Genomic DNA, 25,498 nt, shown 5'->3' with positions numbered 1-25,498 from the left:
GTCTGCCATGCATTGTTCCGATGGTGAACGCGCAGCCAGTAATGTGGCCTCCGTCTAAGTAAGACAAGGTAAAGAAATAACATGGGCAGCATGCATCCCGTACAGGTGATCGCGGTGACCGGCGGCAAAGGTGGCGTCGGGAAGACTAACGTGTCAGTGAACTTGTCCCTGGCTCTAGCTGAGCTCGGCCGGCGCGTCATGCTGCTGGATGCCGATCTGGGGCTGGCGAACGTCGACGTTCTGTTGGGACTGACACCCAAACGCACGCTGGCCGACGTGATCGAAGGCCGCTGTGAGCTGCGCGACGTGCTGTTGCAAGGGCCTGGCGGTATCCGCATCGTCCCGGCCGCCTCCGGCACCCAGAGCATGGTTCATCTGAGCCCGGCCCAGCATGCCGGCCTGATCCAGGCATTCAGCGACATCGGCGACAACCTCGACGTATTGGTGATAGACACCGCTGCGGGCATTGGTGACTCGGTAGTCAGCTTCGTGCGCGCCGCGCAGGAAGTCTTGCTGGTGGTGTGCGACGAGCCGACCTCGATCACTGACGCCTACGCGCTGATCAAACTGCTTAACCGCGACTACGGCATGAACCGCTTCCGCGTCCTGGCCAACATGGCGCAGAGCCCGCAGGAAGGCCGCAACCTGTTCGCCAAGTTGACCAAGGTCACGGATCGCTTCCTCGACGTCGCCTTACAATACGTCGGTGCGGTGCCTTACGACGAAAGCGTGCGCAAGGCCGTGCAGAAGCAACGCGCGGTGTATGAAGCCTTTCCGCGTTCCAAGTGCGCCCTGGCGTTCAAGGCCATTGCGCAGAAAGTCGATACCTGGCCACTGCCGGCCAACCCGCGTGGGCACCTGGAATTTTTCGTCGAGCGCCTCGTGCAACAAACGGCAGGACCCGTGCTATGACAGCCAGCGGTTACAACCTCTACAAGCAGTCGGCACGTGACGCGCAGTACGAGCTGATCGAGCGTTACGCGCCACTGGTCAAACGCATTGCCTACCACTTGCTGGCGCGTCTGCCGGCCAGTGTCCAGGTCGAAGACCTGATCCAGGCCGGGATGATCGGCCTGCTTGAAGTATCAACCAAATATGACGCCAGCAAGGGCGCGAGTTTCGAGACGTACGCGGGCATTCGAATCCGCGGCGCGATGCTCGATGAAGTGCGCAAGGGGGACTGGGCGCCACGTTCGGTCCACCGCAATACCCGCATGGTCAGCGACGCGATTCGCTCGATTGAAGCTAAAACCGGCCGTGACGCTAAAGATCACGAAGTTGCGGCCGAACTCCAATTGAGTCTCGACGATTATTACGGGATTTTGAACGACACCCTGGGCAGCCGGTTATTCAGTTTCGACGATCTGTTGCAGGACGGCGAACACGAAGGGCTGCATGAGGATGGCGCGAGTGCTCATCTCGAGCCGTCACGCGATCTGGAAGATGAACGCTTCCAGGCGGCGCTGGCGGACGCGATTGCCAATTTGCCGGAGCGTGAGCGACTGGTGTTGGCGCTGTACTACGACGAAGAGTTGAATCTCAAGGAAATCGGTGAGGTCCTGGGGGTCAGCGAGTCGCGGGTCAGCCAGTTACACAGCCAGTGCGCGGCCCGTTTGCGGGGGCGTTTGGGGGAGTGGCGAGCGCGCTGAAGGCAGTGTGGGGACACTGCGAATGGAGCCGGTGTGGGGTTGAACTGCACCGGTCTCGATCTGTTGTGCTCCAGACAGTCATTGAGTGCTTTGCCGGATTGATTGAAATGGCGCGTCCAGGTGCTGGGCGCGTTTAAGACTGCTTGGAGGTCGAATTGGACAAGAACATGAAAATCCTCATCGTTGATGACTTCTCAACGATGCGGCGGATCATAAAAAACCTGTTGCGTGACCTTGGGTTCACCAACACCGCCGAAGCCGATGACGGGCTGACCGGGTTGCCGATGCTGCAAAGCGGTAACTTCGATTTTCTGGTTACCGACTGGAACATGCCCGGTATGACCGGCATCGACCTGCTTCGTGCGGTGCGCGCCGATGAAAGGCTCAAGCACCTGCCGGTGCTGATGGTGACCGCCGAAGCCAAGCGCGAGCAAATCATCGAAGCGGCCCAGGCCGGTGTTAACGGCTATGTGGTCAAACCCTTCACAGCCCAGGCGTTGAAAGAAAAAATCGAGAAGATTTTCGAACGCATCGGCTGATGTACTGCGCACGGGGGAGCTATGGAGCATAACGAATCTTCACAGGGCGATTTTGAGTCGACCCTGAAAAAACACGCGGTCGAACTGGTCGACAGCCTTGAAAAAGGCAAGTTTGGCGACGCTGTGCAACTGATCCATGAGCTCAACCAGACCCGTGACCGCGGCCTGTATCAGGAAGTGGGCAAGCTCACCCGCGAGCTGCATAGCGCGATCGTCAATTTCCAGATTGACCCGCACATGCCGCAAGCCGAGGAAGTGTCTCAGATCACGGATGCCACCGAGCGCCTGTCCTATGTGGTCAAGCTGACCGAGGCCGCGGCCAACCGCACCATGGACCTGGTGGAAAACGCCACGCCGCTGATCAACAGCCTGAGCGATGAAGCCCAGGCGCTGAGCACGGATTGGGGACGGTTCATGCGTCGCGAAGTCGGGGCTGAAGAGTTCCGCGAGCTGGCCCGGCGGGTCGACGGTTTCCTGACACGCAGCAGTGAAGACAACCGCGTCGTGTCGAGCAACCTCAACGACATTCTGCTGGCCCAGGATTACCAGGACCTCACCGGTCAGGTGATCAAGCGTGTGACCCAATTGGTCACCGAAGTTGAAAGCAATCTGCTCAAGCTCGTGCTCATGGCCAGTCACGTAGACCGCTTTGCGGGTATCGAACACGACCGTGAGGCGATGCTTGCTGAAAAAGATCCACAAAAACATCTCTCTCAGGGTGAAGGTCCGCAGATTCATGCCGATAAAAGAGAAGACGTTGTGTCCGGTCAGGACGATGTGGACGATTTGTTATCCAGTCTTGGATTTTAGTTTTCTGGGTTTTTAGACCTGTAGGAGCACCCCCTTAATGAGCTTCGGCGCCGATGAAGAGATCCTTCAGGATTTCCTGGTTGAGGCCGGCGAGATTCTAGAGCAACTGTCCGAGCAGCTGGTCGAGCTGGAAAGCCGACCTGATGATGCGGACTTGCTCAATGCAATTTTTCGCGGTTTTCACACTGTAAAAGGGGGCGCCGGCTTCCTCCAGCTCAACGAGCTGGTGGAGTGCTGTCACATCGCCGAGAACGTGTTCGACATCCTGCGCAAGGGTGAGCGTCGCGTCGACTCGGAACTGATGGACGTGGTTCTCGAAGCGCTGGACGCGGTGAACAGCATGTTCAGCGAAGTCCGCGAACGCAGCCCGATCACAGCTGCCACGCCTGAATTACTCGCGGCGCTGGCCCGTCTGGCCGAGCCGCAAATGGAAGCCGCACCGGAACCGGTCGCTGAAGTGGTTGAAGCTCCGGTCGCCGAAAGCGAATCGGGCGACATTACCGATAACGAATTCGAACAACTGCTGGACTCGCTGAACGCCGTCAAGGCCCAGGCCGAGGCGCCCGTAGCGGCTGCGCAGCCTGTTTCGCAGCCTGCCGCCGATGCAGCAGCCAGTGACGAAATCACCGATGCCGAGTTCGAGTCGTTGCTCGATCAACTGCACGGCAAAGGCCAGTTCGCCGCCGATGCAGTGGCCGCAGCGCCCGCCGCACCGGCTGCTCCGAAAGCCGCCGGCGACAGCTCCGACATCACAGACGACGAGTTCGAAGCACTGCTCGACCAGTTGCACGGCAAAGGCAACTTTGCGGTCGATGCGCTGGAATCGGCAATCGCTTCGGCGCCAGCCCCGGCTGTGCCAACCGCCGCTGCGGCCGGTAGCGATCTGATCTCCGATCACGAATTCGAATCGCTGCTCGACGAATTGCACGGCAAGGGCAAGTTCACTGAAGTGGGCACTGCTTCTGCTGTTGCTTCGGTAGCGACTCCAGTTGCCAAGGCACCAGCACCTGTGGCCAAGGCACCCGAGCCAAAAGCCCCCGAGCCCAAAGCAGAAGCACCGAAGCCTGCTGCCGCCGCAGCGCCGGCTCCTGCTCGTGCCCCGGCCGCGCCGCCCGCGGAAAAGCCAACCAGCGAAGCCGAGACCACCGTGCGGGTCGACACCGCGCGTCTCGACGAAATCATGAACATGGTCGGCGAGCTGGTACTGGTGCGTAACCGCTTGGTCCGTCTGGGCCTCAACAGCGGCGACGAAGCCATGTCCAAGGCCGTGTCGAACCTCGACGTGGTCACGGCCGACCTGCAAACCGCGGTCATGAAGACCCGGATGCAACCGATCAAGAAAGTCTTCGGGCGCTTCCCGCGTCTGGTTCGCGACCTGGCTCGCCAGCTCAAGAAAGAGATCAACCTGGAACTGGTCGGCGAAGAAACCGACCTCGACAAGAACCTCGTCGAGGCCCTGGCCGACCCGTTGGTCCACTTGGTGCGCAACTCGGTCGACCACGGTATCGAAGAGCCGGCTGATCGCGAAGCGATGGGCAAGCCTCGCAGCGGCAAAGTGATCCTGTCCGCAGAACAGGAAGGCGACCACATCCTGCTGTCCATCTCCGATGACGGCAAGGGCATGGACGCTGACGTTTTGCGCGGTATCGCCGTGAAAAAAGGTTTGATGGACAAGGATGCGGCGGACCGTCTCAGCGAGTCCGATTGCTTCAACCTGATCTTCGCGCCGGGCTTCTCGACCAAGACCGAGATCTCCGACGTGTCCGGTCGTGGCGTGGGCATGGACGTGGTGAAAACCAAGATCGCCCAGCTCAACGGCACCATCAATATCTACTCGACCAAGGGCAAAGGCTCGAAGATCGTCATCAAGGTCCCGTTGACCCTGGCGATCATGCCGACGCTGATGGTCATGCTCGGCAACCAGGCGTTCGCGTTCCCGCTGGTGAACGTCAACGAGATCTTCCACCTCGACCTGTCGCGCACCAACGTGGTGGACGGCCAGGAAGTGGTGATCGTGCGGGACAAGGCGCTGCCCTTGTTCTACCTCAAGCGCTGGCTGGTCAGCTCCGCCGCTCACGAAGAGCAGCGCGAGGGCCATGTGGTGATCCTTTCGGTGGGCACTCAGCGGATCGGCTTCGTCGTCGATCAGTTGGTGGGCCAGGAAGAAGTGGTCATCAAGCCATTGGGCAAAATGCTCCAGGGAACCCCGGGCATGTCCGGCGCCACCATCACCGGTGACGGCCGCATTGCGCTGATTCTCGATGTTCCGAGCATGCTCAAGCGTTACGCCGCACGGCGTATTTGATTCTGGGGGAGCGGGGCGCCAGAGCCTCGCCCCGTCTAACGGAGTGTTTATGGCAGTCAAAGTCCTGGTGGTGGACGATTCGGGGTTTTTCCGCCGCCGCGTCTCGGAAATTCTTGCAGCGGATTCAAACATCCAGGTCGTCGGTACGGCGACCAACGGAAAAGAGGCGATCGATCAGGCCCTGGCCCTCAAGCCAGACGTGATCACCATGGACTACGAGATGCCAATGATGGATGGCATCACGGCGGTGCGGCACATCATGCAGCGCTGCCCAACCCCGGTGTTGATGTTCTCCTCGCTGACCCACGAAGGCGCCCGGGTCACCCTCGATGCGCTGGACGCCGGCGCGGTGGACTTCCTGCCGAAGAATTTCGAAGACATCTCCCGTAACCCGGAGAAGGTCAAACAGCTGCTGTGCGAGAAGATTCTCAGCATCTCGCGCAGTAACCGTCGTGTCAGTGCCTACACACCTCCGGCGCCGGTCGCCGCGCCGGCCCCGACGCCTGCTCCTGCGCCTTCGAGCGTCGGCAGCTATGGCGGCAGCGCACCTGCGCGTCCGGCACCGGCACCGATTCCGGCACGCACCCATGCTGCGGCGCCGTCGTCTCCTGCACCGAAACGCAAAGCCTACAAACTGGTCGCCATCGGTACCTCCACCGGCGGCCCGGTTGCGCTGCAACGGGTGCTGACGCAGTTGCCGGCCAACTTCCCAGCACCCATCGTGTTGATCCAGCACATGCCGGCAGCCTTCACCAAGGCTTTCGCCGAGCGCCTGGACAAGCTGTGCCGCATCAGTGTCAAGGAAGCCGAGGATGGCGACATCCTGCGTCCGGGCCTGGCGCTGCTGGCACCGGGCGGCAAGCAGATGATGATCGACGGCCGTGGCGCGGTGAAAATCCTGCCGGGCGACGAGCGTCTGAACTACAAGCCGTGCGTGGACATTACCTTCGGTTCCGCGGCCAAGTCCTACGGCGACAAAGTTCTGGCGGTGGTACTGACTGGCATGGGCGCCGACGGTCGCGAAGGCGCGCGTCTGCTCAAGCAGGGTGGCAGTGCGATCTGGGCCCAGGATGAAGCCAGTTGTGTGATCTACGGCATGCCAATGGCCATCGTCAAAGCCGAACTCGCGGACGCTGTGTACAGCCTCGACGACATCGGTCGGCACTTGGTTGAGGCTTGCATCTGATGGATGTGCTCAGCCTTATCGGGATCATCATGGCGTTCATCGCCATCATCGGCGGCAACTACCTTGAAGGCGGTCACCTCGGCGCGCTGGCCAACGGCCCGGCGGCGTTGATCGTCCTCGGTGGCACCATCGGTGCCGCGCTGCTGCAATCGCCGATGAGTGCCTTCAAGCGCGCCATCCAGATTCTTGCCTGGATTCTGTTTCCGCCTCGCGTGGACCTGGCCGGCGGCATTGATCGCGTGGTGAACTGGAGCCTGACCGCCCGCAAGGAAGGTTTGCTCGGGCTGGAAGGAGTGGCCGACGCCGAACCCGACAGCTACTCGCGCAAAGGCCTGCAACTGCTGGTCGACGGTGCCGAGCCGGAAGCGATTCGCAGCATTCTGGAAGTGGATTTCTACACCCAGGAAAGCCGCGACATCGAAGCCGCCAAAGTCTTTGAAAGCATGGGCGGCTATGCGCCGACCATCGGTATCATCGGTGCGGTGATGGGCCTGATCCACGTCATGGGCAACCTGGGCGACCCATCGCAATTGGGCAGCGGCATTGCCGTCGCCTTCGTCGCCACCATCTACGGCGTGGCCAGTGCCAACCTGGTGCTGTTGCCGATTGCCGCCAAGCTCAAATCCATCGCGTTACGGCAGTCGCGCTATCGCGAAATGTTGCTGGAAGGGATCCTGTCGATCGCCGAAGGTGAAAACCCTCGCTCTATTGAGTTGAAGCTTCAGGGCTTCATGGATTAAGGGACTAACCTCATGGCACGTCGTCGCCAGCATGAAGAACACGTCAATCACGAACGCTGGCTGGTGTCCTACGCGGACTTCATCACCTTGCTGTTCGCGTTCTTCGTGGTGATGTACTCGATTTCTTCGATCAACGAAGGCAAGTACAAGATCATTTCCGAGGCGTTGATCGGGGTGTTTACCGACACTGACCGCGCCCTCAAGCCAATTCCCATCGGCGAAGAGCGACCGAAGACCGTGACTCCGGCCAAGCCATTGGTCAAGGACAGCGAGCAGATCGACGCCGGCATCGCCCAGGCCGCCAAAGATCCACTCAAAAGCATCGCCGATGACATCAGCGCGGCGTTCGGCGACTTGATCAGTTCCAACCAGATGACCGTGCGCGGCAACGAGTTGTGGGTCGAGATCGAACTCAATTCCAGCCTGTTGTTCGGCAGCGGCGACGCGATGCCCAGCGACATCGCGTTCAACATCATCGACAAGGTCGCCGCGATCCTCCGGCCGTTCGACAACCCGATCCACGTCGAAGGCTTCACCGACGATCAACCGATCCGCACCGCGCAATACCCGACCAACTGGGAACTGTCCTCGGCCCGTTCGGCGAGCATCGTGCGCATGCTGGCGATGCAGGGCGTGAACCCTGGTCGCTTGGCATCGGTGGGTTATGGCGAATTCCAGCCAGTGGCCAACAACGCCACCGCCGAAGGCCGTGCGCGCAACCGTCGGGTGGTGCTGGTGGTGTCACGCAATCTTGATGTACGCCGTAGCCTCACCGGTACCGGAACGGCTCATGCACAACCGGATGCCGCATTGAAGCGGGCTGGCACACAAACTGCACCGACCCCGGTCAAGTCGCCGGGACGCGAGAGTGCCGTCAATTCTCCGTCACCCGCATTAATACGTTGAGCTATTTCTCGGTTGGCCTTTTCGACCGGGAGGAACAATCCGAATGAGAGTCTGGGCAGTTGCCAATCAAAAGGGTGGTGTCGGTAAAACCACTTCCTCCATTGCTTTAGCCGGTTTACTGGCGGAGGCGGGCAAGCGCGTGGTTGTGGTCGATCTCGACCCCCACGGCTCCATGACCAGCTACTTCGGTTACGACCCCGACAGCCTGGAGCACAGCAGCTACGACCTGTTTCTGCACAAGGGCAGCGTGCCGCAAGGCTTGCCCGGTCAGTTGTTGATGCCCACCAGTGACGAACGCATTTCCCTGTTGCCATCGAGCACCGCGCTGGCCACCCTTGAGCGCCAGTCGCCGGGCCAGAGCGGTTTGGGCCTGGTGATCGCCAAGAGTCTGGCGCAGTTGTGGCAAGACTTCGATTACGCCGTGATCGACAGCCCGCCGTTGCTCGGCGTGCTGATGGTCAATGCCTTGGCGGCCAGCCAGCAGTTGGTGATTCCGGTGCAGACCGAGCACTTGGCGGTCAAAGGCCTGGAACGCATGGTCAACACGCTGGCGATGATCAACCGCTCGCGCAAACTGGCGTTGCCGTTCAACATCGTGCCGACCCTGTTCGACCGCCGCACCCAGGCTTCGCTAGGCACTCTGCGCGTGTTGCGCGACAAGTACCCGGAAGAAATCTGGCAAGGCTACATCCCGATCGACACCCGCTTGCGTGACGCGAGCCGGGCAGGGCTGACGCCGTCGCAATTCGATGGCAAGAGTCGCGGCGTTCTCGCCTACCGCGCACTGCTCAAGCATCTGCTCGCTCAGCAACTTGTTCCGCAGGTGGCTTGAGATGAGCCTGATCCCTACGATGGTATTCGCATGACCCGGCCGGTGAAGATCACCTCGCGCCCGCAATTGGCCCTTCAGTCTTATCTGGATGGCTTGCTGCAGGACGCGACCGAAGAGCTGTTGCCTGAAGTCGAGGCGCTGCCCGAGGTTGTCGAGGCTGGAGCTGCCCTGGACGAGTTTCAGGCGGCGGTGCTCGAAGAGCAGGCGCGCGATGCGCAGAAGCCGGCAGTGGTCGCGGCCCCCGTTGTTGCGCCAGTGGCGAAGGCACCGGTGGCCGTGATCGAAGCGCCGGCACCGATTCTGGCGTCCGTGTCGACGATTGCGCCGTTGCTGCAAGCGTTGGTGCCGCCGGTGGTGGAAGTTCATCTGCCGCCGAGCAACACGCCGCCTCCGGTGGAAAATGACGATCGTCCGGCCTGGGCGGCCGAGCCGTTCGAATGCCTGTTGTTCGATGTCGCCGGGTTGACCCTGGCGGTGCCGCTGGTGTGCCTGGGCTCGATTTATTCCCTGGCCGGCCACGAGCTGACGCCGTTGTTCGGTCAGCCGGAATGGTTCCTCGGGATCCTGCCGAGCCAGGCCGGCAACCTGAAGGTGCTGGATACCGCACGCTGGGTCATGCCGGACCGCTACCGCGACGATTTCCGCCAGGGCCTGCAATACGTTATTTCAGTCCAGGGCTATGAGTGGGGGCTGGCGGTGCATCAGGTCAGCCGCTCGTTGCGCCTGGACCCGAATGAAATCAAATGGAGAAGTCACCGGGGGCAGCGGCCATGGCTCGCCGGCACGGTGATTGAACACATGTGCGCCTTGCTCGATGTCGCCGCACTGGCCGAATTGATCGCCAGCGGCGGGGCGAAGCACATGGGCGGCAGTAAGCCGAACCACAAACCGACATAAAAAACACGCATCGGCATTCAAGTGCCGGTGCACTGAATACACACCGCTAGGGCGGTTTTTCGAGGGGTCTGGGTATGAATGACAAGGCGACGGCGGCAAAAGGTTCCGAAGATCCGATCCTGCAATGGGTCACCTTCAAGCTGGACAATGAAACCTACGGCATCAACGTGATGCGCGTTCAGGAAGTCCTGCGCTACACCGAAATCGCACCGGTGCCGGGTGCCCCGAGCTACGTGCTGGGCATCATCAACCTGCGCGGCAACGTGGTCACCGTGATCGACACCCGCCAGCGTTTCGGCCTGGGCACGGTCGACGTCAGCGACAACACCCGCATCGTCATCATCGAAGCCGACAAGCAAGTGGTCGGGATCATGGTCGACAGCGTGGCTGAAGTGGTTTATCTGCGTCAGTCGGAAATCGAGACCGCGCCGAACGTCGGTAACGAAGAGTCCGCCAAGTTCATTCAAGGCGTGTGCAACAAGAACAATGAACTGCTGATCCTGGTCGAGCTGGACAAGATGATGAGCGAAGAAGAATGGTCGGAACTGGAGAGTATCTGATTGATTCTTGAGGTGGCTGTGATTGTCCTGTTCCTCTTGTGGGCAGGCACGCTGGCGATGTTCCTGGCGTACATCCGCGCTCAAAGGCAGGTCGCCGCACAACAGGCTTCGGGCGATGCGCTGCGTGATCAGCGCATCAAGGAGCTGGCCAAGCGCGTCGACGACTACCAGAACGGCAATGTGCGCATGGGTGAAGACCTGCACGAACTGCGTGCGGTGGTCGGGCCGTTGCCGGACAAGCTGGCGCAGTTGGAGCAGCGTGATCCATCGAGCCTTTCATTCGCCCAGGCCGCGCGTCTGGTGGGGATGGGGGCCAGCGTCGATGAGCTGACTCAGTCTTGCGGCTTGACCCAGGCTGAGGCGGAGTTGATGAGCAAGTTGCACAGAAACTGAGAAGAGCAAAAGATCGCAGCCTCGTTTCACTCGACAGCTCCTACAGGGCGTACACCATCCCAATGTAGGAGCTGTCGAGTGAAACGAGGCTGCGATCTTTTTACATTCAACAAAGATTCAATAATCACCCCCGCGCTCGGTGACGTCCTTCTCCACCGTCACCGCATGCGGATCATGCCCCGCCGGAAACTTGCCTTTCAGATTCCACGCAAACGCGATGATCTCGGCAATCGTGCGATACAACTCTTCCGGAATACTCTCGCCCAATTCCATCCGCGCCAGCAGTTTCACCAGTTCGGCGTTCTCGTAAATCGGCACTTCGTAGTCACGGGCAATCCGCAGAATTTCTTCAGCCAGTTCCTCGTCACCTTTGGCCGTAAGGGTAGGGGCGTGGCTGCCGTCGTATTTGAGGGCGATGGCCTGGCGCGGTGCGGTGGATTCGTTCATGCGGTTTCGTCGACCCAGCGTTGTTCGAGACGGGTTTGAGGGCCTTGTGGCGGTGTGCCGAGGTGGCAATCCAGATCGCCGACGTTCAGCCCTGACGCCAGCAGGCGTTCGCGCAGCGCGGCCAGATTGCTTTCAATCAGGCTCGCGGTGTAAGGCCGTTCGGCCCACAGCTGACTGGAGAGGCTGCCTTTGATCAGTTGGGCCTGAATCTGCAACGGCCCCAACGGTTCCATGTCGAACGCCAGCTCGACGCGCCATAGCGGTTGCTTGGGTTCGCGTTCATCGCGGCGTTCGCGCGGTTGTTCTTTTTCGGGGGCTTCTTCGCGCTGGAATTTGACCTGCAACGGCACGATGTCCTGCAGGTTGCGCATGGGGATTTCCAGTTGCCAGGTGCTCATCAACCGCCCGTCACTGGTGACGCCAGTCTGCTCAAGGCTCGACAGCTGATGACTTTGCAAACGTGAAACCGCCGCCGCAGCCAGGCGCAGCAGGTGCTCGAGATCATCTTCGCCTTCCGCGCTTTGCAGCAGGCGCTCGGGCAGCGGAAAACTGGTCGGTGACGGCTTGGCGCTGACTTGCCCGAGCATGCCGAGGGCATTGCGCACGAAACTCGGCATCGCCTGGGCCAGGGTGTTGGCGGCGATGATGGCGTTGAGATTGGTGTTGGCCGGCAGGCTCGGCGTCAGCTGGGCGATCAGCTTGAGCAGGTCGCCTTTCATGTCTGGCGCCAGCGTCGGGTTTTGTCCGGTCAGCAATTTGGCTTCGAGGAACAGGCCACTGTTGGCCAGTGCCTGGGCCAGGCCTTTGGGCGTACTCAATTGTTGGACGTCCGGCAGGCCGGAGAGCAATTTGTCCACGGCGGCGCGCAGGTCGCTGGAGGTCTGATCCGACGGCGGCAGGTTTTGCAGGAGCTTGATCAAGCCATCCAGAGAACCCTGGCGACTTTGCTGGCTGACCAGTTGTTGCGTCACCGCCAACTGTTCCTGACGGCTGCTCAGCGGCACGAATTTGAGTGTCTGGGTGTCCTGCACCAAGGCGCTCAGCAAGGTGCCGATGCGCAGCGGTGTCGGGCTGTCGATGCTCAACGTGTTGCCGCTCAGCGCGGTGTTGAGCAGGCTCACCATCGAGCGAAACACCGTCGGCTGGCCCGGCACCTGCGGCATCACCTGAGAGGTCAGCACTTTGCCTTGCAGCAGGGTGCCGACCGGCAGTTGCGCGGTATCGATACGGGTGAGGGTGGCGACGCTGGAGGCGATGGCCTGTTGCACCGTAACCGCCAGACTGCCCGCCGACGGCTGGGTGATCGACAGGCTGGTGCCCTGGGGCAACGGCTGAGTGCTGGTGGCCTGGACTGTGGTCTGGCGGCCGCTGTCGAGAGTGACCTTGAGCAACAGTTGAAAGGTCTGATCCGCCTGCTTGAGCGACAGCACTTCAGCCTTGGCGGTCTGACCGGGCGTGATCAGGCCCTCCATCGGCGTCAGCAGCTTGAGCAACTCGCCGCTGATCACCAAAGGGCGCGAAGTCGCCGGGGTGGTTGGCGGGAGCGGGAAGATGTTCATTTCGCCTGTCATACGCGGACACAACCTGAGGAAATTGCACTCTTGAGAGTAGGGAACGCCATGTATAATGCCGCCCGTCTTTCGCTGAGTGGCGAAAACATTGCAATTGATTGACGCAGCTCTCTAGAACAAGTCGTCATAGCATCTATGCTGCATCTCTTTAACGGCCGCGCCAGAGCCGACTTGAACCGCATAAGGCCCGTGAACCCTTGACCAGTCCTGTCCTGCAAACCGTTGCCCTTGCCTGTGAGCGAGACCTTCGGCTGCTCTTCGAAAATCTCGAATTGCGACTGGCCAGTGGCGAAATGTTACAGATCAGCGGCCCTAACGGCAGTGGCAAGACCAGCCTGTTACGTCTGCTTTGCGGCTTGATGCACCCGACCGCCGGTCAAGTGTTGCTCAACGGCCAGCCACTGAACGAACAACGCAGCGAACTGGCGCGCAACCTGCTGTGGATCGGCCATGCCGCCGGCATCAAGGACCTGCTGACCCCCGAAGAAAACCTCAGCTGGCTCTGCGCCTTGCATCAACCGGCCTCCCATGAGGCGATCTGGCAAGCACTGGCGGCGGTGGGGCTGCGCGGTTTCGAGGATGTTCCCTGTCACACCCTGTCTGCCGGCCAGCAACGTCGTGTGGCGTTGGCGCGGTTGTACCTGGACAGCCCGCCGCTGTGGATCCTCGACGAGCCGTTCACCGCGCTCGACAAACAAGGCGTGGCGCAACTCGAAGAACACCTGGCCGCGCACTGCGAGCGCGGCGGCATGGTGGTGCTGACCACTCACCACACGCTGAGCCGGATGCCGGCCGGCTATCGCGACATTGATTTGGGGAATTGGGCCGTATGAGTGTTTTCGGCCTGTTGGTCGCCCGTGAGGCTCGCTTGCTGTTCCGCCGCCCCGCCGAATTGGCGAACCCGCTGGTATTTTTCGCCATCGTTGTTTCCTTGTTCCCGCTGGCGGTCGGTCCCGAGACTCAATTGTTGCAAACCTTGTCTCCGGGGCTGGTCTGGGTGGCGGCGCTTTTATCGGTTTTACTCTCGCTGGACGGGCTCTTCCGCAGTGATTTCGAAGATGGATCCCTTGAACAGTGGGTCCTTTCGTCGCACCCCTTGCCTCTTCTGGTGTTGGCCAAGGTGCTGGCACACTGGGCCTTTTCCGGCCTGGCACTGGTTTTGCTCGCGCCGTTGCTGGCGCTGATGCTCGGTTTGCCTGCCGCTTGTCTGCCGGTGTTGCTGCTTTCTTTATTGCTCGGTACACCGGTGTTGAGCCTGCTCGGTGCGGTGGGCGCGGCGCTGACGGTAGGATTGAAGCGTGGTGGCCTGTTGCTGGCACTGCTGATTCTGCCGCTGTACATCCCGGTGTTGATTCTCGGCAGCGGCGCCTTGCAGGCGGCATTGCAGGGCATGCCGGCGACCGGTTATCTCTTGTGGCTTGGTAGCCTGACCGCCCTGGCGATAACCCTGGCACCTTTTGCAATAGCTGCTGGCCTGAAGATCAGTGTCGGCGAATAATGAGGTCTGGTTAAAATTTAACCAGTAAAGACCCTTTGGCTGTTTCGTGATAACGAACAGCAACCGTGATGGAAACAGCAATGAACTGGACCTGGTTTCATAAGCTCGGCTCGCCCAAATGGTTTTACGGCATCAGCGGCAAATTGCTGCCATGGCTGAGCGTCGCGGCGTTGCTGCTGATTAGCGTCGGCGTGGTCTGGGGCCTGGCTTTCGCGCCGCCGGACTACCAGCAAGGCAACAGCTTTCGAATCATCTATATCCACGTTCCTGCCGCCATGCTGGCGCAGTCGATCTATGTGATGCTGGCCGTGTGCGGCGTTGTCGGGCTGGTGTGGAAAATGAAGCTGGCCGACGTCGCCCTGCAATGCGCCGCCCCGATCGGTGCCTGGATGACCGCCGTGGCGCTGGTCACCGGGGCGATCTGGGGCAAACCGACCTGGGGTTCGTGGTGGGTCTGGGATGCGCGACTTACGTCCATGTTGATTCTGCTGTTTCTGTACTTCGGTCTTATTGCGCTGGGCAACGCCATCAGCAATCGTGACAGCGCGGCCAAGGCCTGCGCGGTGCTGGCGATTGTCGGCGTGATCAACATCCCGATCATCAAATACTCGGTGGAGTGGTGGAACACCCTGCACCAGGGCGCGACGTTCACCCTCACCGAAAAACCGGCGATGCCCGCCGAGATGTGGCTGCCACTGCTGCTGACGGTGCTGGGGTTCTACTGTTTCTTCGGCGCGGTGCTGTTGCTGCGCATGCGCCTTGAAGTGCTCAAGCGCGAAGCCCGGGCGAGCTGGGTGAAATCCGAAGTGCAGAACAGTCTGGAGGCCGCTCGATGAGTTTCGCTTCATTCGGCGACTTTCTCGCCATGGGCCATCACGGCCTGTATGTCTGGTCAGCCTATGGCATTTGCCTGGCGGTGCTGGCCCTCAACGTGGCGGCGCCGATCCTGGCCCGCAAGCGGTATCTGCAACAAGAGGCGCGTCGTTTGCGCCGGGAGAACGGCCAGTGAATCCGCTGCGTAAAAAGCGTCTTGTCATCATTCTCGCGATCCTGGTCGGTGTCGGCGCTGCCGTCGGCCTGGCCCTGAGCGCCCTGCAGCAGAACATCAATCTGTTTTACACCCCGACCCAGATTGCCAACGGCGAAGCGCCGCAAGACACGCGCATCCGTGCGGGCGGCATGGTCGAAAAAGGCTCGCTGCAACGTTCCGGCGATTCCCTGGACGTGAAATTCATCGTCACCGACTTCAACAAATCCGTGACCATCAGCTATCGCGGCATCCTCCCGGACCTGTTCCGCGAAGGGCAGGGCATCGTTGCCCTCGGCAAGCTCAACGCTGACGGCGTGGTGGTAGCCGACGAAGTGCTGGCCAAGCACGACGAGAAGTACATGCCACCGGAAGTGACCAAGGCGTTGAAAGACAGTGGCCAGTCGGCACCTACGCAAGCCAAGGAGGGCTAACGGATGACTTCCGCACTTTACAGTTCAGGGCTGTTCATTCCCGAACTCGGCCATCTGGCCATGATCCTGGCGCTGTGTTTCGCGCTGGTGCAGGCCGTGGTGCCGTTGCTCGGTGCCTGGCGCGGCGACCGTTTGTGGATGAGCCTGGCCCAGCCGGCCGCGTGGGGGCAGTTCGCGTTTTTGCTGTTCGCCTTCGGTTGCCTGACCTATGCGTTCATGACGGACGACTTCTCCGTCGCCTACGTGGCCAGCAACTCCAACAGCGCGCTGCCGTGGTACTACAAGTTCAGCGCCGTGTGGGGCGCTCACGAAGGTTCGTTGCTGCTGTGGGCGTTGATTCTCGGCGGCTGGACCTTCGCGGTGTCGGTGTTCTCCCGACAGTTGCCGCAAGTGATGCTGGCCCGGGTGCTGGCGGTGATGGGCATGATCAGCACCGGCTTCCTGCTGTTCCTGATCCTGACGTCCAACCCTTTCGCCCGGATCCTGCCGCAGATGCCGGCGGACGGGCGCGATCTTAATCCTCTGCTGCAAGACATCGGCCTGATCGTTCACCCGCCGATGCTGTACATGGGTTACGTCGGCTTCTCCGTGGCCTTCGCCTTCGCCATCGCCGCGCTGCTGGGCGGTCGTCTCGATGCGGCGTGGGCACGCTGGTCCCGTCCGTGGACCATCGTCGCCTGGGCCTTTCTTGGTATCGGTATCACGTTGGGTTCCTGGTGGGCCTACTACGAACTCGGCTGGGGCGGCTGGTGGTTCTGGGATCCGGTGGAAAACGCGTCCTTCATGCCTTGGCTGGTGGGCACGGCACTGATTCACTCGTTGGCGGTCACGGAAAAACGTGGCGTGTTCAAGAGCTGGACCGTGCTGTTGGCCATTGCCGCGTTCTCGTTGAGCTTGCTGGGGACCTTCCTGGTACGTTCCGGCGTGCTGACCTCGGTTCACGCCTTTGCGTCCGACCCTGAGCGCGGCGTGTTCATCCTGATTTTCCTGCTGTTTGTGGTCGGCGGTTCGCTGACGCTGTTCGCCCTGCGCGCCCCGGTGGTCAAGAGCCATGTGGGCTTTAACCTCTGGTCTCGGGAAACCCTGCTGCTGGGTAACAATCTGGTGCTGGTGGTGGCTGCTTCGATGATCCTGCTGGGCACCTTGTATCCGCTGATCCTTGATGCGATGACCGGTGCCAAACTGTCGGTCGGCCCGCCGTATTTCAACGCGCTGTTCATTCCGTTGATGGCGATCCTGATGGTGGTGATGGCGGTCGGCATGCTGGTGCGCTGGAAAGACACCCCGGTCAAATGGCTGATGAGCATGCTGACCCCGGTGTTGCTTGGCAGCGCCGCGTTGGCTGTCGTGGCGGGTGTCGCCTACGGCGATTTCAACTGGGCGGTGCTGGCGACCTTCATGCTGGCTGCCTGGGTGTTGCTGGCCGGTGTGCGGGACATTTTCGACAAGACTCGCCACAAAGGCCTGATCAAAGGTCTGCCGACCCTGACCCGCAGCTATTGGGGCATGCAACTTGCGCATTTGGGCATCGCCGTGTGCGCGTTGGGTGTCGTGTTGTCGAGCCAGAACAGTGCCGAGCGCGATCTGCGCCTGGCACCGGGTGAGTCCATGAGCCTGGCCGGTTATCAGTTTGTGTTCGAAGGCGCCAAGCACTTCGAAGGCCCGAACTTCACCTCCGACAAGGGCACCGTACGGGTGATCCGCGATGGTAAGGAAGTCAGCGTGCTGCACCCGGAAAAACGCCTGTACACCGTGCAGAACTCGGTGATGACCGAGGCCGGGATCGACGCCGGTTTTACCCGTGATCTGTACGTCGCACTGGGCGAGCCGTTGGGCGAGGGCGCCTGGGCGGTTCGGGTGCACGTCAAACCGTTCGTGCGCTGGATCTGGTTCGGTGGGCTGCTCACAGGTGTAGGCGGGTTGCTGGCGGCGCTGGATCGCCGTTATCGGGTCAAGGTAAAAAGCCGCGTGCGTGAAGCGCTCGGCATGACGGGAGCCACTGCATGAGACGTTGGTTGATGCTGTTGCCGCTGGCGATTTTTCTGGTGGTTGCTGTTTTTCTGTATCGGGGGCTGTACCTGAACCCGGCCGAGTTGCCCTCGGCGATGATCGACAAGCCGTTCCCGGAGTTTTCCCTGCCCTCGGTGCAGGGCGACAAAACCCTGACCAAAGCGGACATTCTGGGTAAACCGGCACTGGTCAATGTGTGGGGCACCTGGTGCATTTCCTGCCGGGTCGAGCACCCGGTACTGAACAAACTGGCCGAGAAGGGCGTGGTGATCTACGGCATCAACTACAAGGACACCAATGCAGACGCCTTGAAGTGGCTGACCGAGTTCCACAACCCCTATCAACTGGACGTCCGTGACGATGCAGGTACCCTGGGCCTGAACCTCGGCGTGTACGGCGCCCCGGAAACCTTTTTCATCGACGCGAAGGGCATCATCCGCGATAAATTCGTCGGGGTGATCGACGAACAAGTCTGGCGTGAAAAACTGGCGGCCAAGTATCAGGCGCTGGTCGACGAGGCTAAGCCATGAAGCGCTGGATTGCCGCCGCCGTTCTGGGGTTGAGCATGGCTGGCGTGGCCCACGCCGCCATCGATACCTATGAGTTCGCCAAAGAAGGCGATCGCGAGCGTTTTCGCGAGCTGACCAAAGAGCTGCGTTGCCCCAAGTGCCAGAATCAGGACATTGCCGATTCCAACGCACCGATCGCCGCCGACCTGCGCAAAGAGATTTTCCGCATGCTCGGCGAGGGCAAGGACAATCAGCAGATCATCGACTTCATGGTCGACCGCTATGGTGATTTCGTCCGTTATAAACCTGCTCTGAATGCCAAGACCGCATTGCTCTGGTTCGGCCCGGCCGGCCTGCTGCTGGGCGGTTTTGTGATCATCGCCGTGATCGTCCGCCGTCGTCGCGTGCAACGCGCTGACAGCCCGGACACGCTTTCTTTTGATGAGCGCGAGCGCCTCGACCACCTGTTGGATAAAACCAAGCATGATTGATTTCTGGCTCGCTGCAGGCCTGCTGCTTCTGGTAGCCCTGAGTTTTTTGCTGATCCCCGTTCTGCGCGGTCGTCGCGCCCAGCTTGAAGAGGATCGTACGGCGCTTAACGTCGCGCTGTATCAGGAGCGCGTGGCTGAGTTGCAGACTCAGCAGGAAGAAGGCGTACTCAACGCCGAACAAATGAATGCCGGTCGCGCCGAAGCCGCCCGTGAACTGCTTGCCGACACCGAAGGCGTCGAGGCACCGCGAGTGTCGCGCCTGGGCAAGCCATTGCCGTTGCTGGCGGCAATTCTGGTGCCTGTGCTGGGCCTTGGGCTGTATCTGCATTTTGGTGCCAGCGACAAAGTCGAGCTGACCCGCGAGTTCGCCCAGGCGCCGCAGTCGATGGAAGACATGACCCGTCGCCTGGAGCGTGCGGTTGCGGCCCAACCGGATTCGGCCGAAGGCCTGTACTTCCTCGGCCGCACTTACATGGCTCAGGACCGCCCTGGCGATGCGGCGAAGATCTTCGAGCGTACCGTGAACCTGGCCGGTCGCCAGCCGGAACTGCTCGGGCAGTGGGCTCAGGCCCAATACTTCGCCGATGGCAAGAAGTGGTCGGACAAGGTCCAGGCCCTGACTGACGAAGCACTGAAAGCCGATCCGAAGGAGGTCACCAGCCTCGGTCTGCTGGGCATCGCGGCCTTCGAAGGCGAGCGTTACCAGGAAGCCATCGACTACTGGAATCGTCTGTTGGTGCAACTGCCGCCGGATGACCAGTCCCGTGTCGCGCTGCAAGGCGGCATCGCCAAGGCCGCCGAGAAGCTTGAAGCCAGCGGTGGCAAGGTGGCTCAGGTTCAGGCTCCGGCAGTGAAGGTTGCAGCGCTGCTCAAGGTGCGTGTCGATCTGGCGCCCGACTTGAAAGCCAGGGTCCAGCCCGGCGACAGCGTGTTCATCTTCGCCCGCGCCATTTCCGGCCCACCCGCGCCGCTGGCCGCCAAGCGTCTGACCGTTGCCGACCTGCCAGCGACCGTCGAGCTGGGCGATGCCGATGCAATGATGCCCCAGTTGAAACTGTCGAACTTCCCCGAAGTCCAACTGGTTGCGCGCATCTCCCGCGCCGGCCAACCGACTGCCGGCGAATGGATCGGTCGTAGCCAACCTTTGGCCACCAGCACCAGCGCGCCACAAAAACTGACCATCGACAGCCCGGATAAATAACAGGAAACGCCACCATGACCGCCTTCGCTCGTATCACTCTCCTCAGCATGATGGTTTTGGGGCTAAGCGCGTGTGCGGTCCAGGAGTACGAACCGGAACGGTTGCCGCCAATCCCGCCCTCGCAGCCGAGCACCAAACCGACCACACCGAGCAAACCATCGAAGCCGGTGCCACGCACCTCCGCCAGCTTCGCCCCGCCACCGGGGGGCAACAGCCATTGGGATGCGAAACTCGGTGTTTACGTCCTCGACAATCAAACCAACACCTTCTACCGCCAGCGCACCTACTACCGCTGGGACAACGGCTGGAGCCGCTCGATCAGCCCTAACGGGCCGTGGGAAGAGACGGATATCCACGGTGTGCCGGGTGGGCTGGGCAGACAATTCGGGCAGTGAATGGAAACGGCGATCTTGGGATCGCCGTTTTGCTTTCTGAGATTTGAAAAGATCGCAGGCTTCGCCAGCTCCTACAGAATCGCGTACGACGATGATCGCGCGTGTACGCGGTTAATGTAGGAGCTGGCGAAGCCTGCGATCTTTTGATCTTGATTGAATGCTGCCTCAGACCTTCTCACCAACAACCCCTGCACATGGCCAACCCGATCAAATCAACACCCTGTAAAACAACCGAGCGTCGCGATCCGGATTTTTGTGCTTGAGTAAAGGTAACCCTAGGGTTATTTTTGTTGGGCCGGAGCAAGGAGGCTGGTGGTGCAGAGCAGGTTATTGATCAAGGAACTGATGGAGGCGGGCTGGACACTGGACCGGGTCACCGGCAGTCATCACATCTTCACTCACCGTTACAACCCTTACACGATACCCGTCCCTCATCCGAAGAAGGATTTACCGATCGGGACGGTCAAAAGCATCAGGAGGCGAGCCGGACTTTATTGCCCGGGAGCCAGTTTGGCAGGAGATCCATAATGCAATACCCAATCTGTATCGAGTGGGGCGACGAGAACACCGCCATCGGTATTCAGATCCCCGATATTCCTGGTGCCGTGACGGCCGGGGATACGTTTGAAGATGCTTACAACGCGGCAGTCGAGATTGCCCACATCATGCTGCAGGAGATCATGGCGGACGGGGAGTCAATTCCGATGCCGACCTCTGCGGCCGCGCACCGCGAGAATCCGGAATTTGCCGACATGGGTTGGGGAATGCTGGAGCTGGACATCTCGCCGTATCTGGGCAAGACCGAGAAGGTCAACGTGACGCTGCCTGGCTACGTGATTCAGCGCATTGATCGTTATGTGCGAGAGCACAAAGTCAAAAGTCGTTCCTCCTTTCTCGCGGATGCTGCGCTGGAGAAGCTGATTCGGCATTGAGGAGGGTCAGTTACATCGCCTTCGCGGGCAAGCCTCGCTCCTACAGGATTAATGCAAGACTTTGTAGGAGCGAGGCTTGCCCGCGAAGCTTTTAGCGTCTTAAGCAGTCGTCAATGCAGCCTTCTCCGACACACTCAAAAACCGCAACAACGCCAGCAACGGAAACACGCTGCCGACAATCACGATCCACAACCAGCCACCGTGTTCGTACACCGCACTGGCCACCGATGAGCCGAACGCGCCGCCGATAAAGATGCTGGTCATGTACAGCGCATTCAGACGGCCGCGGCTCTTGGCGTCGAGGGTGTAGACCGCGCGCTGGCCGAGGACCATGTTCATTTGCACACAGAAATCCAGCACCACGCCCGTCACGGCCAGACCGATGACGCTGTAGGCCGGGTGGATGAAGGCCGGCAGGAAGCTCAGGCTGGCGAACAGCATCGCCAGCAGCGAGGCGAGGCGGGTGTGGCCGGCATCGGCCAGTCGACCGGCGATGGGCGCGGCAATCGCGCCGATCGCTCCGACCAGGGCGAAGATCGCGATCAGGGTTTGCGACAAGCCATGATTGCGCGTCAGTTCCAGCGGCACGGCGGTCCAGAACAGGCTGAACGTGGCGAACATGCAGGCTTGGTAAAAGGCCCGTTGACGCAACACCGGTTGCTGGCGCAGCAGCGTCCAGAGCGAACCCAGTAACTGGCCATAAGAGGCGCTGTGATCAGGCTGGCGTTTGGGCACCGTCAGGGCCAGGACGATGCTGATTGCAGCCATCAACACTGCAGCGATGACGAACATCGCACGCCAGCCGAAGTGGTCGGCCACTACGCTGGACACCGGCCGGGCCAGCAGAATCCCCAGCAGCAAACCGCCCATGATCCCGCCGACCACGCGGCCACGCGACGCTTCCGGCGTCAGGTGGGCGGCCAGTGGAATCAGGATCTGTACCGACACCGAGCTGAAACCCACCAGCAACGAGATCAACAGAAACACGTTCGGCTGATCGGTGAACGCCGCGCCCATCAGACTGGCAATTGCCACCACGGTGGTGATGATCATCAAGCGGCGGTTTTCCAGCAGATCGCCCAGCGGCACCAGGAAGAACAGGCCCAGCGCATAGCCAATCTGCGTCAGCGAAACGATCAGGCTGGCCATGGTGTCGGTCAGGCCGATGTCCGGCGCGATCAGGCCGATGATCGGCTGGGCGTAGTAGATGTTGGCGACGATCGCGCCGCAGCAGAAGGCGAAAAGCAGCACCATGCCCCGGGTCATTGTCGCGGCACCGTGGGGCACCTGAGTCGCTGAATTCATAACGTGGCTCGCTGAGCAAGAAGAAAGTGAGCAGAGGCTAATCGGCTGGCTAGAGCGGCGGAAGAGGGTTTGGATTGATAGTAATCATTCCTTTGCGGAATGAGTGACGCCGGTATGCGCTGACTGCCGATGAACCATGCATCCGAACAATGGGATCCGATGATACATTCACTTACATCTTCTTCGATAGCGTGCTTATGTTCTCCTGCGCTCCATAAACCGGAAGGTACTTCGATATGAATGCGATGTTCCGTCACCTGATTCGCGGCGCTTGCGTTGTTACCTTGATCAGCTTGTTCACGGCAGGTCTTGCCCAGGCCGCCGATGTGCCGCCGGGAATGCGCATTGGCGTGCGCGGCGAGATCACCGGCATCAGCGCCGACGTCATGAAAGTCCATGTCAACAGCGGCGAAAACGTGGTGATCAGCCTGACCAAAGACACCAAAATCCGCGCCGTCACCCTGGCCAATATCGAAGACATCAAGCCCGGCAGCTACATCGGCTCGGCTGCCGTGCCGCAGGAGGATGGCACGCTCAAGGCGCTGGAAGTCCACGTCTTCCCGCCGGAACTGGCCGGCAGCGGCGACGGCCATCGGCCTTTTGATCTGGTCAAGGGCAGCAGCATGACCAACGGCAGCGTAGGCGATCTGGTGGTCAGCAACGGCCGGGTTCTGACCGTCAATTACAAGGGCGGCCAACAGACGATTCTGGTGCCGGAGGATGTGCCGATCGTCAATCTGGTGCCGGGGGATCGCAGTTTGCTGAAGGTGGGCGTGAAGATCGTGACGTTTGTGACCCAGAGTGCCGACGGGACACTGACCGCTCAATCCATTTCGGCCGGTAAGGACGGTGTGACACCGCCGATGTAACGGTATCCCACAAAAAAAGGCGACCTTCACAGGTCGCCTTTTTCATTTGAACTCAGTGATTACTGGCCGTTGTAAATCTGGTCGAAAACCCCACCATCATTGAAGTGAGTCTTCTGCACGGTGCGCCAGTCACCAAAGGTCTTCTCCACCGACAGGAAATCCACTTTCGGGAAGCGATCGGTGTATTTCGCCAACACCGCCGGGTCACGCGGACGCAGGTAGTTGGCAGCCGCAATTTCCTGACCTTCCGGCGACCACAGGTACTTCAGATATTCCTCGGCAGCCGCGCGAGTGCCTTTCTTGTCGACGGTTTTGTCGACCACCGACACCGGCGGCTCGGCTTGCGCGGAGACACTCGGGTAAATCACTTCGAACTGATCACGACCAAACTCGCGAGCAATCATTTCCGCTTCGTTTTCGAAGGTCACCAGCACGTCGCCGATCTGGTTGGTCATGAAAGTAGTCGTGGCGGCGCGGCCACCGGTATCCAGCACCGGCGCTTGTTTGAACAGTTTGCCGACGAAGGCTTTTGCCTTGTTTTCGTCACCGCCGTTTTTCAGCACATAGCCCCAGGCCGAGAGGTAGGTGTAGCGACCGTTACCCGAGGTTTTCGGGTTGGGGACGATCACCTGCACGCCGTCCTTGAGCAGGTCCGGCCAGTCTTTCAGGGCTTTCGGGTTGCCTTTGCGCACGATGAATACGGTGGCCGAAGTGAACGGCGCGCTGTTGTTCGGCAGGCGTGTGACCCAGTTGTCCGGAACCAGTTTGCCGTTGTCCGCCAAGGCGTTGATGTCGGTGGCCATGTTCATGGTGATGACGTCAGCCGGCAGGCCATCGATCACCGAACGCGCCTGTTTGCTGGAGCCGCCGAAGGACATCTGCAGCGTGATGTTTTCGTTGTGTTCGGCTTGCCAGTGTTTCTGGAAGGCAGCGTTGTAGTCCTTGTAGAAATCTCGCATCACGTCGTAGGAAACGTTAAGCAGGGTCGGTGCGGCCTGAGCCATGCTGCTCAAGGCCAGGCCAGCGGCCAGAAGTGAGGCGCCAAAGAGTTTTTTCACTGCGCATTCCTTGTTTTATCAAACGTGTTCGATGGAAAGTGTTGGCAATTTGCCAGCGACTATAGCCGGGCTCTCATAGTCGTTTAAAGATTAAAAAGCACTTTGCTTATTCCATTTTCTTGAACAGCGCATTGCCGCAACGAGAGCAGAACGCCGCGCTGTGTTCGTGGCTGTTTTTCTTGCAGGTCGGGCAATCGTGTTGCAGTTGTTCACCGCGCATGGCGTTGGCCAGTTCCGCGGTGAAGATTCCTGTCGGCACGGCGATGATCGAGTAGCCGGTGATCATCACCAGGGATGAAATCACCTGACCCAACGGCGTCTTGGGCACGATGTCGCCAAAACCCACGGTGGTCAGCGTCACGATAGCCCAATAGATCCCTTTGGGAATGCTGGTGAAACCGTGCTCCGGGCCTTCGATCACGTACATCAGCGTGCCGAATACCGTCACCAGGGTGCTGACGCTGAGCAGAAACACCACGATCTTCTGTTTGCTGCCGCGCAACGCCGACATCAAATAGTTGGCTTGTTTCAGATACGGGCTGAGCTTGAGCACGCGGAAAATCCGCAACATCCGAATGATCCGGATGATCAGCAGGTACTGCGCATCGCTGTAATACAGCGCGAGAATACCCGGCACGATCGCCAGCAAATCCACCAGCCCATAGAAGCTGAACGCGTAGCGCAGCGGCTTGGGCGAGCAATACAGGCGCAGGCCGTATTCGATGATGAAAATGACGGTGAAGCCCCACTCGATGTACGCCAGCACGTCGGCGTAGTTCTGGTGAACGCTGTCGATACTGTCCAGAACCACGATCACCAGGCTGGCGAGGATGATCAACAGCAAGATGCTGTCAAAACGCCGACCGGCCCGGGTGTCGGTCTGGAAGATCATGACGTAAAGCTCTTCACGCCAGTTTTTGCTGCTGTCCATGGA

General features: G+C 60.3%; 30 protein-coding genes. 25 read left to right on the top strand and 5 right to left on the bottom strand.

Annotation, left to right across the window (positions count from 1 at the left end; all coding sequences use genetic code 11):
- The first annotated feature begins 81 nt into the window (after positions 1–81).
- From fleN to LOY36_RS20390, 12 genes are all read left to right on the top strand, one after another.
- Complete coding sequence (fleN, locus tag LOY36_RS20445; RefSeq protein ID WP_003222917.1) at positions 82–912, top strand: flagellar synthesis regulator FleN; 831 nt, start codon at positions 82–84, stop codon at positions 910–912.
- A complete protein-coding gene (gene fliA, locus LOY36_RS20440) occupies positions 909–1,649 on the top strand; it encodes an RNA polymerase sigma factor FliA (protein ID WP_018925059.1) in 741 nt (246 codons plus the stop codon). Before fleN ends, fliA begins: the two co-directional genes overlap by 4 nt.
- Before the next feature lie 167 nt (positions 1,650–1,816).
- Positions 1,817–2,188 carry a chemotaxis response regulator CheY gene (locus tag LOY36_RS20435; RefSeq protein WP_167331167.1) on the top strand — a complete coding sequence of 124 codons (372 nt, stop codon included), beginning with the start codon at positions 1,817–1,819 and terminating at the stop codon, positions 2,186–2,188.
- Positions 2,189–2,209: 21 nt separating this feature from the next.
- Complete coding sequence (locus tag LOY36_RS20430) at positions 2,210–2,998, top strand: protein phosphatase CheZ (protein WP_018925061.1); 789 nt, start codon at positions 2,210–2,212, stop codon at positions 2,996–2,998.
- 37 nt (positions 2,999–3,035) lie between these two features.
- The gene (locus LOY36_RS20425) at positions 3,036–5,303 is read left to right on the top strand and encodes a chemotaxis protein CheA (protein ID WP_258670541.1); all 2,268 of its coding nucleotides are present in this window, start codon (positions 3,036–3,038) and stop codon (positions 5,301–5,303) included.
- Positions 5,304–5,352: 49 nt separating this feature from the next.
- On the top strand, positions 5,353–6,489 hold the full coding sequence (locus tag LOY36_RS20420; protein WP_258670539.1) for a chemotaxis response regulator protein-glutamate methylesterase: 1,137 nt from the start codon (positions 5,353–5,355) through the stop codon (positions 6,487–6,489).
- A complete protein-coding gene (locus LOY36_RS20415; RefSeq protein WP_019648116.1) occupies positions 6,489–7,229 on the top strand; it encodes a flagellar motor protein in 741 nt (246 codons plus the stop codon). Before LOY36_RS20420 ends, LOY36_RS20415 begins: the two co-directional genes overlap by 1 nt.
- Before the next feature lie 12 nt (positions 7,230–7,241).
- Positions 7,242–8,135 (top strand): flagellar motor protein MotD, encoded by an 894-nt coding sequence (gene motD, locus LOY36_RS20410; RefSeq protein ID WP_019648117.1) that lies wholly within the window; start codon positions 7,242–7,244, stop codon positions 8,133–8,135.
- A gap of 43 nt (positions 8,136–8,178) precedes the next feature.
- Entirely contained in the window at positions 8,179–8,967 is a 789-nt protein-coding gene (locus LOY36_RS20405) for a ParA family protein (protein ID WP_007938661.1), read from the top strand.
- 30 nt (positions 8,968–8,997) lie between these two features.
- A complete protein-coding gene (locus LOY36_RS20400) occupies positions 8,998–9,864 on the top strand; it encodes a CheW domain-containing protein (protein WP_258670530.1) in 867 nt (288 codons plus the stop codon).
- Positions 9,865–9,938: 74 nt separating this feature from the next.
- Positions 9,939–10,424: a chemotaxis protein CheW gene (locus LOY36_RS20395; RefSeq protein ID WP_007938663.1), complete on the top strand. Its 486-nt coding sequence runs from the start codon at positions 9,939–9,941 to the stop codon at positions 10,422–10,424.
- Positions 10,425–10,817, top strand: a complete 393-nt coding sequence (locus LOY36_RS20390; protein ID WP_258670528.1) for a DUF2802 domain-containing protein — start codon at positions 10,425–10,427, stop codon at positions 10,815–10,817. It abuts the gene before it with no gap.
- Between the two features lie 117 nt (positions 10,818–10,934).
- On the opposite strand, the gene LOY36_RS20385 is transcribed toward LOY36_RS20390, so the two are convergent.
- Together LOY36_RS20385 and LOY36_RS20380 are read right to left on the bottom strand one after the other, a co-directional pair.
- On the bottom strand, positions 10,935–11,264 hold the full coding sequence (locus tag LOY36_RS20385) for an EscU/YscU/HrcU family type III secretion system export apparatus switch protein (protein WP_019648120.1): 330 nt from the start codon (positions 11,262–11,264) through the stop codon (positions 10,935–10,937).
- The gene (locus LOY36_RS20380) at positions 11,261–12,835 is read right to left on the bottom strand and encodes a flagellar hook-length control protein FliK (RefSeq protein ID WP_258670525.1); all 1,575 of its coding nucleotides are present in this window, start codon (positions 12,833–12,835) and stop codon (positions 11,261–11,263) included. The genes LOY36_RS20385 and LOY36_RS20380 overlap by 4 nt, the downstream gene beginning before the upstream one ends.
- 197 nt (positions 12,836–13,032) lie before the next feature.
- Here LOY36_RS20380 and ccmA point away from each other — a divergent pair, with 197 nt between their 5' ends.
- The 12 genes from ccmA (at position 13,033) to LOY36_RS20320 (ending at position 21,332) form a co-directional block, all read left to right on the top strand.
- The gene (gene ccmA / locus LOY36_RS20375; protein WP_007939196.1) at positions 13,033–13,668 is read left to right on the top strand and encodes a cytochrome c biogenesis heme-transporting ATPase CcmA; all 636 of its coding nucleotides are present in this window, start codon (positions 13,033–13,035) and stop codon (positions 13,666–13,668) included.
- The gene (ccmB, locus tag LOY36_RS20370) at positions 13,665–14,333 is read left to right on the top strand and encodes a heme exporter protein CcmB (protein ID WP_007939195.1); all 669 of its coding nucleotides are present in this window, start codon (positions 13,665–13,667) and stop codon (positions 14,331–14,333) included. Before ccmA ends, ccmB begins: the two co-directional genes overlap by 4 nt.
- A gap of 80 nt (positions 14,334–14,413) precedes the next feature.
- Positions 14,414–15,169, top strand: coding sequence for a heme ABC transporter permease (locus LOY36_RS20365; RefSeq protein ID WP_007939194.1), 756 nt, complete (start codon positions 14,414–14,416; stop codon positions 15,167–15,169).
- Positions 15,166–15,342, top strand: coding sequence for a heme exporter protein CcmD (gene ccmD / locus LOY36_RS20360; protein ID WP_007939192.1), 177 nt, complete (start codon positions 15,166–15,168; stop codon positions 15,340–15,342). Before LOY36_RS20365 ends, ccmD begins: the two co-directional genes overlap by 4 nt.
- Positions 15,339–15,794 (top strand): cytochrome c maturation protein CcmE, encoded by a 456-nt coding sequence (ccmE, locus tag LOY36_RS20355; RefSeq protein WP_019648123.1) that lies wholly within the window; start codon positions 15,339–15,341, stop codon positions 15,792–15,794. Before ccmD ends, ccmE begins: the two co-directional genes overlap by 4 nt.
- Before the next feature lie 3 nt (positions 15,795–15,797).
- On the top strand, positions 15,798–17,801 hold the full coding sequence (locus tag LOY36_RS20350) for a heme lyase CcmF/NrfE family subunit (RefSeq protein WP_258670522.1): 2,004 nt from the start codon (positions 15,798–15,800) through the stop codon (positions 17,799–17,801).
- Positions 17,798–18,334 carry a DsbE family thiol:disulfide interchange protein gene (locus tag LOY36_RS20345; RefSeq protein WP_258670519.1) on the top strand — a complete coding sequence of 179 codons (537 nt, stop codon included), beginning with the start codon at positions 17,798–17,800 and terminating at the stop codon, positions 18,332–18,334. Before LOY36_RS20350 ends, LOY36_RS20345 begins: the two co-directional genes overlap by 4 nt.
- A complete protein-coding gene (locus LOY36_RS20340; protein ID WP_018925074.1) occupies positions 18,331–18,804 on the top strand; it encodes a cytochrome c-type biogenesis protein in 474 nt (157 codons plus the stop codon). Before LOY36_RS20345 ends, LOY36_RS20340 begins: the two co-directional genes overlap by 4 nt.
- Complete coding sequence (ccmI, locus tag LOY36_RS20335; protein ID WP_258670516.1) at positions 18,797–20,005, top strand: c-type cytochrome biogenesis protein CcmI; 1,209 nt, start codon at positions 18,797–18,799, stop codon at positions 20,003–20,005. The genes LOY36_RS20340 and ccmI overlap by 8 nt, the downstream gene beginning before the upstream one ends.
- A 14-nt stretch (positions 20,006–20,019) precedes the next feature.
- Complete coding sequence (locus LOY36_RS20330; RefSeq protein ID WP_258670514.1) at positions 20,020–20,400, top strand: hypothetical protein; 381 nt, start codon at positions 20,020–20,022, stop codon at positions 20,398–20,400.
- 315 nt (positions 20,401–20,715) lie between these two features.
- Positions 20,716–20,928, top strand: a complete 213-nt coding sequence (locus LOY36_RS20325; RefSeq protein WP_019579596.1) for a type II toxin-antitoxin system HicA family toxin — start codon at positions 20,716–20,718, stop codon at positions 20,926–20,928.
- Positions 20,928–21,332, top strand: coding sequence for a type II toxin-antitoxin system HicB family antitoxin (locus LOY36_RS20320; RefSeq protein WP_258670509.1), 405 nt, complete (start codon positions 20,928–20,930; stop codon positions 21,330–21,332). The genes LOY36_RS20325 and LOY36_RS20320 overlap by 1 nt, the downstream gene beginning before the upstream one ends.
- A 99-nt stretch (positions 21,333–21,431) precedes the next feature.
- On the opposite strand, the gene LOY36_RS20315 is transcribed toward LOY36_RS20320, so the two are convergent.
- Positions 21,432–22,637, bottom strand: a complete 1,206-nt coding sequence (locus tag LOY36_RS20315; RefSeq protein ID WP_258670506.1) for an MFS transporter — start codon at positions 22,635–22,637, stop codon at positions 21,432–21,434.
- 236 nt (positions 22,638–22,873) lie between these two features.
- On the opposite strand from LOY36_RS20315, the gene LOY36_RS20310 reads away from it, so the two are divergent.
- On the top strand, positions 22,874–23,506 hold the full coding sequence (locus LOY36_RS20310; RefSeq protein WP_258670503.1) for a hypothetical protein: 633 nt from the start codon (positions 22,874–22,876) through the stop codon (positions 23,504–23,506).
- A gap of 59 nt (positions 23,507–23,565) precedes the next feature.
- Here LOY36_RS20310 and LOY36_RS20305 read toward each other — a convergent pair whose 3' ends face one another.
- Together LOY36_RS20305 and LOY36_RS20300 are read right to left on the bottom strand one after the other, a co-directional pair.
- Positions 23,566–24,564, bottom strand: a complete 999-nt coding sequence (locus LOY36_RS20305; RefSeq protein ID WP_019648130.1) for a sulfate ABC transporter substrate-binding protein — start codon at positions 24,562–24,564, stop codon at positions 23,566–23,568.
- A gap of 106 nt (positions 24,565–24,670) precedes the next feature.
- On the bottom strand, positions 24,671–25,495 hold the full coding sequence (locus LOY36_RS20300; protein WP_019648131.1) for an ion transporter: 825 nt from the start codon (positions 25,493–25,495) through the stop codon (positions 24,671–24,673).
- Positions 25,496–25,498 lie beyond the last annotated feature (3 nt).

This window comes from Pseudomonas sp. B21-019, from assembly GCF_024749225.1.
Lineage (GTDB): Bacteria > Pseudomonadota > Gammaproteobacteria > Pseudomonadales > Pseudomonadaceae > Aquipseudomonas.
Note: the sequence above shows the minus strand (reverse complement) of the source record. Positions and strands in the feature narration are given on the sequence as shown.

Excerpts from the sequence above, each read along its gene's own strand:
- fleN (WP_003222917.1), top strand. The coding sequence starts at position 82 with ATGGGCAGCATGCATCCCGTACAGGTGATCGCGGTGACCGGCGGCAAA.
- fliA (WP_018925059.1), top strand. The coding sequence starts at position 909 with ATGACAGCCAGCGGTTACAACCTCTACAAGCAGTCGGCACGTGACGCG.
- LOY36_RS20435 (WP_167331167.1), top strand. The coding sequence starts at position 1,817 with ATGAAAATCCTCATCGTTGATGACTTCTCAACGATGCGGCGGATCATA.
- LOY36_RS20430 (WP_018925061.1), top strand. The coding sequence starts at position 2,210 with ATGGAGCATAACGAATCTTCACAGGGCGATTTTGAGTCGACCCTGAAA.
- LOY36_RS20425 (WP_258670541.1), top strand. The coding sequence starts at position 3,036 with ATGAGCTTCGGCGCCGATGAAGAGATCCTTCAGGATTTCCTGGTTGAG.
- LOY36_RS20420 (WP_258670539.1), top strand. The coding sequence starts at position 5,353 with ATGGCAGTCAAAGTCCTGGTGGTGGACGATTCGGGGTTTTTCCGCCGC.
- LOY36_RS20415 (WP_019648116.1), top strand. The coding sequence starts at position 6,489 with ATGGATGTGCTCAGCCTTATCGGGATCATCATGGCGTTCATCGCCATC.
- motD (WP_019648117.1), top strand. The coding sequence starts at position 7,242 with ATGGCACGTCGTCGCCAGCATGAAGAACACGTCAATCACGAACGCTGG.
- LOY36_RS20405 (WP_007938661.1), top strand. The coding sequence starts at position 8,179 with ATGAGAGTCTGGGCAGTTGCCAATCAAAAGGGTGGTGTCGGTAAAACC.
- LOY36_RS20400 (WP_258670530.1), top strand. The coding sequence starts at position 8,998 with ATGACCCGGCCGGTGAAGATCACCTCGCGCCCGCAATTGGCCCTTCAG.
- LOY36_RS20395 (WP_007938663.1), top strand. The coding sequence starts at position 9,939 with ATGAATGACAAGGCGACGGCGGCAAAAGGTTCCGAAGATCCGATCCTG.
- LOY36_RS20385 (WP_019648120.1), bottom strand. The coding sequence starts at position 11,264 with ATGAACGAATCCACCGCACCGCGCCAGGCCATCGCCCTCAAATACGAC.
- LOY36_RS20380 (WP_258670525.1), bottom strand. The coding sequence starts at position 12,835 with ATGACAGGCGAAATGAACATCTTCCCGCTCCCGCCAACCACCCCGGCG.
- ccmB (WP_007939195.1), top strand. The coding sequence starts at position 13,665 with ATGAGTGTTTTCGGCCTGTTGGTCGCCCGTGAGGCTCGCTTGCTGTTC.
- LOY36_RS20365 (WP_007939194.1), top strand. The coding sequence starts at position 14,414 with ATGAACTGGACCTGGTTTCATAAGCTCGGCTCGCCCAAATGGTTTTAC.
- ccmD (WP_007939192.1), top strand. The coding sequence starts at position 15,166 with ATGAGTTTCGCTTCATTCGGCGACTTTCTCGCCATGGGCCATCACGGC.
- LOY36_RS20350 (WP_258670522.1), top strand. The coding sequence starts at position 15,798 with ATGACTTCCGCACTTTACAGTTCAGGGCTGTTCATTCCCGAACTCGGC.
- LOY36_RS20345 (WP_258670519.1), top strand. The coding sequence starts at position 17,798 with ATGAGACGTTGGTTGATGCTGTTGCCGCTGGCGATTTTTCTGGTGGTT.
- LOY36_RS20340 (WP_018925074.1), top strand. The coding sequence starts at position 18,331 with ATGAAGCGCTGGATTGCCGCCGCCGTTCTGGGGTTGAGCATGGCTGGC.
- ccmI (WP_258670516.1), top strand. The coding sequence starts at position 18,797 with ATGATTGATTTCTGGCTCGCTGCAGGCCTGCTGCTTCTGGTAGCCCTG.
- LOY36_RS20330 (WP_258670514.1), top strand. The coding sequence starts at position 20,020 with ATGACCGCCTTCGCTCGTATCACTCTCCTCAGCATGATGGTTTTGGGG.
- LOY36_RS20320 (WP_258670509.1), top strand. The coding sequence starts at position 20,928 with ATGCAATACCCAATCTGTATCGAGTGGGGCGACGAGAACACCGCCATC.
- LOY36_RS20315 (WP_258670506.1), bottom strand. The coding sequence starts at position 22,637 with ATGAATTCAGCGACTCAGGTGCCCCACGGTGCCGCGACAATGACCCGG.
- LOY36_RS20310 (WP_258670503.1), top strand. The coding sequence starts at position 22,874 with ATGAATGCGATGTTCCGTCACCTGATTCGCGGCGCTTGCGTTGTTACC.
- LOY36_RS20300 (WP_019648131.1), bottom strand. The coding sequence starts at position 25,495 with ATGGACAGCAGCAAAAACTGGCGTGAAGAGCTTTACGTCATGATCTTC.